We start from the raw sequence: 4,691 nt of genomic DNA on the forward strand, positions 1-4,691 counted from the left end.
GTTCTCCCCGCCCGGTCCCCCCCCGCCCCCCGCCCCACCACACCCCGCCCGGCCCTCACCCCGCAATCCGCGGGCCCGCCCCCGGCCTTCTCCGGCGGCCTGAACCCGACGGCGCTCTCGTGCACAGACGCAGCCATGGGCACCACGACGGTGAAGTGAAGCCACGTCAATGGACCCGGCCGACTCCTTCGTGGATTCCCACGAGAGTCGGCCTGAGTCCGCGGCGTCGGAGAACTCCTCTGTCCTCGGCGGCGGTCGGCCTCAGCAGTACGGCTCCCAGAGCTCGTACTCCAGGGCACCGGACACCGCGGGCGAGGAGTCGCGCAGACGGGCGAGCAGGGCGTGGTTGTGCGCGCGGATCTCCTCGTCGTACCCGGTCAGCGGGCTGTCCTCGGACAGGTCCAGCAGCCACAGCGGCCGGAGCCTCGCGCCGCGCAGCGCCTTTCCTTCCGCGGTCTCGGTGCCCGCGTGCACCCAGCGCACTCCCGGCAGGCGGACCGCCATGTAGTAGGTGAGGTTGAAGTACTCGGCGGCCGAGGCGAGTCGGTCGTGGTCGAGGCCCAGTGCCCGCAGGTACACGGTGTCGCCCCGGCGGTAGTACATGCAGAAGCCGACGGGAGGTTCGCCGGGGCGCGAGCACAGCACCACCTGGGCGTGTGAACCGGCGAGTTCACCCTGCTTGCGGAAGGACTCGGCCATCGGGGCCACGTCGACAGTTCTGCCGTAGCGCGCCAGCGAACGGGCCAGCAGCCGGGCGACGTCCTGCCAGGACTCGGCGAGCGTCCGGTGCTCCAGCTCGTATCCGACCTTCTCGAACTTCCTTATCTCGCTGCGGATACGACGGGCCCGGTGCGCCGACAGCGATTCCAGCCAGGCAGGGAAGCCGCCAGGGGGGATCTCGATCCAGGCGTCGGTCTTCAGCGCGACCGGGGCGGTCCGCACGCCCGCCGCTCGCAACACCGTCACGTCCTCGGTGGTCAGGTACATCGCCACGCGGGCGATCTTCGCGTCCTCGTGCACGGGTGAACGCAGCGCACGGACCGCGTCGAGCACTTCGGCGGCCGCCTCGGTCCGATCGGTACCCTCACCGGTGAGCAGGTGCGCCAGGTAGCCGCGGCGCTGGCCGATGAGCAGGCCGCCCGGCTCGGGCGCCGGCAGGCCGCGCGCGGCAAGCAGATCGTGCCACCGCAGATCCGGGTTGGGCTCCTCGGTCACCGCTGCCACGGGAATCGCGGCCCGGCCACCGCCCGGGGTCCGTACGTGCAGTCCGCCGGAGACCGCCCCTGGGTCGAGGGCGCACACCCGCAGCCACAGCGCCGACGAGTAGAACCTGCCGCCGGCGAGCCGGTCCCACTCTGTGTCCCCGAGCCCTCCGACGGCGTCGACGAAAGTGTCCGTAGTGGCGGTCATGGCGCCTCCATAGTCTCTGCCTGACCGTGCCCGCGAGTTTGCTGCGCGATCGGGCGCTGAATGTGCCGCACATCTCTCGCAGGTGCTGTCCGGCCGTGTGCGGCGAGCGGTTGACGTGACTGATTTGAACTGCTAACCGAGGAGATGTCTGAGAGCAACTAGGGAAAAGCCCGGGGGTTTCGTGTCCTGCTTGTTCAAATCATCGACGGCAGCCTTTTTCCGGGGGTTCAAGAATGCCATTCCTAACACAGATGCTCAGCGTCCGCAGGGGTCATCGGCCGGCAACTGAGCCCCAATTGAGCCCCAATTGAGTCGCAACGGGAGCCGGAGTGGAACAGTGGCCCCCGCGGGCCTAGGGGCTCACTCACCAGCGAGCAGGAGCGGAGATCGCATGTCGGCGGAGCGGGTAACGGCCCAGTACAACGAGGAGTTCCGCGCGCCGGGCAGCGACCTGCCCACGGTCGCCCAGCACGTCAAGAACTTCCCGACGCTGGTACCTTGGCACGGCGAGTACCTGGCCAGGCCCCTCTTCGTCGCCGAGCAAGAGCTTCGCGAGTTCTCCGATGACCTGCAGCACCTGGTCGACATTCTCTTTTCCTTGCCAGACCGGATGTTCGGCGGCGATCTGGACGCTTTCCGAAGGGTGCTCGGTATCACCGACGGCCGCTGGGAGGCGATTCGGCGGTTCGGTGACCTGGTGCCACCCTCATTCGGCCGGGCCGACATGTACCACGACGGCACCTCGTTCAAGCTCCTTGAGACGAATCTGGGGAGCGAGTCCGGCGGCTGGGCTCTCGCGAGTGAAATGTCCCAGGCGACGATGGAGGTCGGTGCCTTCGCCGATTTCGCGCGCCGGCACCGGCTCCGCTATGTGCATCCCATCCGTGCCGTGGTCGAGGCGCTGCGCCGCTTCGGCGCTCGGGTGGCACCCGGCCGCGAGCCTGTGGTGGCGATGCTCGAATGGCGTGGCGGAATGACGGACTACGGCGAACTCTGGCTCAACTTCCAGTCCGCACTGCGCTCCGCGGGTTTCGACATCTTCCTGGCCGAGGTCTCCGACGTGCACGAACGCGATGGGACGCTCTACCTCGGGGACAAGAAGATCGACGTGGTCTACCGCGCCTTCGTCCCGGACCAGATCGCCGAGGAGCCCGGCGGCTGGGACCTGATCGCTCCGCTGCTCCGCGCGCACCAGGCGGGCGGGACACTGTTGTGGACCCCGCTCTCCAGCAACGTCTTCGCCAACAAAGCCTGTATGGCGCTGCTTTCGGACCCGACGTGGCGGCGCACCTTCAGCGAGGACGAGTGCCGGCTCGTCGACCGGGTGCTGCCCTGGACCCGCCTGATCAACACTGACGTGCTCAAGGCCGACACCGACTTCGTCGACGAATGCCTAGCGCGGCGCGAACAGTTGATCCTCAAGGTCAACGGGCGCGGCGGCGGAGTCGGCGTCGTGGTGGGCTGGGAGACGGACGACGCCACCTGGCAGCGGGCTCTGGAGAACTACGCCGAAGAAGGATGCATCGTGCAACAGAGGGTGATGCCGCGGTCTGAACTCGTGGTGGACCCGGTATCCGGGGAAACCGAGGAATGGCATGCGGCCTATGGCCTGTTCTACACCCCGGACGGTTGTGCCGGATCCTACGCCAAAGTGGTGCCGGCCGGTTCGGGCGGCATCATCTCCATCGCATCGCATGCCAAGGCGTGCAGCGCTGCCGTCTTCTACCAGAGCGAGCTGCCCGCCGGCGCGGCGAAGTAAAGAGAAGTCATGATGCCGCAGCAATCCCCCGCACCTTCGGCGTGGCAACGGTTTCAGACGGCCTGGGGTCTGCCGAACCTCACGGGAAAAGGCCGCTTCGTCACGGCCAACCTCATCGACAGCCTGGGAAACGGGTTGGTGGTGGCGTTCACCGTCGTCTTCTTCGTGAATACGACGACGCTGTCACTGGTCGCCGTCGGTGCCGCGCTCACTGCCGGCCAGCTGCTCGCCCTGCCCTTTCCGCTCGTCATCGGGCACCAGCTGGACAAGTTCGGCCCGCGCATCGTGGTCGGCGCGGGCAACTGGATATCGGTGGCTGGGTTCATCGGCTTCCAGTTCTCTCACACGGCCTGGCAGATCGTGTTGTGGCAGTTCGTGGTGCAACTGGGTTCCACCGCCTTCTGGATGGGCAACAGTCCACTCACCGTGCTGGTCGCCCGGGGCGTCGAGCGGGCCCGCTGGTTCGGCTTCGTGCGTGCCATGCGTAACGTCGGTGTCGGTTTCGGCGGCGTCGTGTCCGCGGTGGCCCTGAGCATCGGAACAGTCGCCGGGCTGCGGACGGTCATGGTGATCAACGCGGTCACCTTCGCCGTCGCAGGCTGGCTCGTTCTCACTTTGCGAGGCGCGGACACGAACGAGGCAGCCGACGCCGAGCCCAACGAGCCAGAGCCCGTCCGGCCGGAGCAGACAGCGGGCGAAACCACCGGACAGCCCTCGGCCGGCTATCTCACCGTACTGAAGGACTCCCGGTATCTGCGGCTGGTCGCGACGAACATCTCCTTCGTCTTCGCCTCCACGGTGATCTCCGTGCTGCTCGCCGTCTACGCAGTGGACAACCTCGCCGTCAGCGCCTGGATCGTCGGTGTGATCGTCGTGCTGAACGCGGCCATGGTCGCACTGCTCCAGACGCTCGCCAGCCGGTGGATCGAGTCCCGCGGGCCGGTGACGGTGCTGGTGCTGGCTCTGCTGTTCAACGCGGCGGCGTTCGCCGTCTTCGGCGCGCTGCTCGTGCTGCCCGGCTGGGCGGTGGTCGTCGGGCTGTTGATCGCGATGGTGCTCTACACCGTAGGCGAGATGCTCGGCTCGCCGCCGACCAGCGAACTGAGCGTGGTGATGGCACCCGCGCACCTGCGGGGCCGCTATCTGGGCGTCTACCAGATGTCCTGGTCGATCGGTGCTGCCGTCGCCCCGGCGCTGCTCACAGCGCTCCTGGAGGGCGGTGCTGCGCTGCCCTGGATGTTCCTCGCCGCGATCAGCGTGCTGGCCGTACCGCTCGTGATCGGGCTCGACCGGCTGCCCGCCGGCACGGGCCAGGCCGCTCCGGCCGGGAACACCACCCCCATGGAACAGTTCGGAGGCGACCCCGTCGACTGAACCTGGCCACGTCTGTTGGGCCGCACCGCGCCCATACCCCGGGGGGGGGGGGGGGGGGGCCGCCCCCCCCGGGGCCGGGGCGCGGGGGCGAGGGGGGGGAGGGGACGCGGCCCCGCCCGCCGCGGCACCCGCCCGCCGCGCGGCCGGC

General features: G+C 68.7%; 3 protein-coding genes. 2 read left to right on the plus strand and 1 reads right to left on the minus strand.

The features are described from left to right. Positions 1-261: 261 nt before the first annotated feature. Positions 262-1,410 carry a GNAT family N-acetyltransferase gene (locus tag ACFW2E_RS15340; RefSeq protein WP_384466516.1) on the minus strand — a complete coding sequence of 383 codons (1,149 nt, stop codon included), beginning with the start codon at positions 1,408-1,410 and terminating at the stop codon, positions 262-264. 391 nt (positions 1,411-1,801) lie between these two features. Here ACFW2E_RS15340 and ACFW2E_RS15345 point away from each other — a divergent pair, with 391 nt between their 5' ends. Further along, on the plus strand, positions 1,802-3,169 hold the full coding sequence (locus ACFW2E_RS15345) for a hypothetical protein (protein ID WP_384466518.1): 1,368 nt from the start codon (positions 1,802-1,804) through the stop codon (positions 3,167-3,169). 9 nt (positions 3,170-3,178) lie between these two features. Next, positions 3,179-4,543 (plus strand): MFS transporter, encoded by a 1,365-nt coding sequence (locus ACFW2E_RS15350; protein ID WP_384466520.1) that lies wholly within the window; start codon positions 3,179-3,181, stop codon positions 4,541-4,543. Positions 4,544-4,691 lie beyond the last annotated feature (148 nt).

The organism is Streptomyces sp. NPDC058964 (assembly GCF_042741275.1).
GTDB lineage: Bacteria > Actinomycetota > Actinomycetes > Streptomycetales > Streptomycetaceae > Streptomyces.

Bases quoted from the DNA above. Each gene is read 5' to 3' on its own strand.
- ACFW2E_RS15340 (WP_384466516.1), bottom strand. From the start codon at position 1,410: ATGACCGCCACTACGGACACTTTCGTCGACGCCGTCGGAGGGCTCGGG.
- ACFW2E_RS15345 (WP_384466518.1), top strand. From the start codon at position 1,802: ATGTCGGCGGAGCGGGTAACGGCCCAGTACAACGAGGAGTTCCGCGCG.
- ACFW2E_RS15350 (WP_384466520.1), top strand. From the start codon at position 3,179: ATGATGCCGCAGCAATCCCCCGCACCTTCGGCGTGGCAACGGTTTCAG.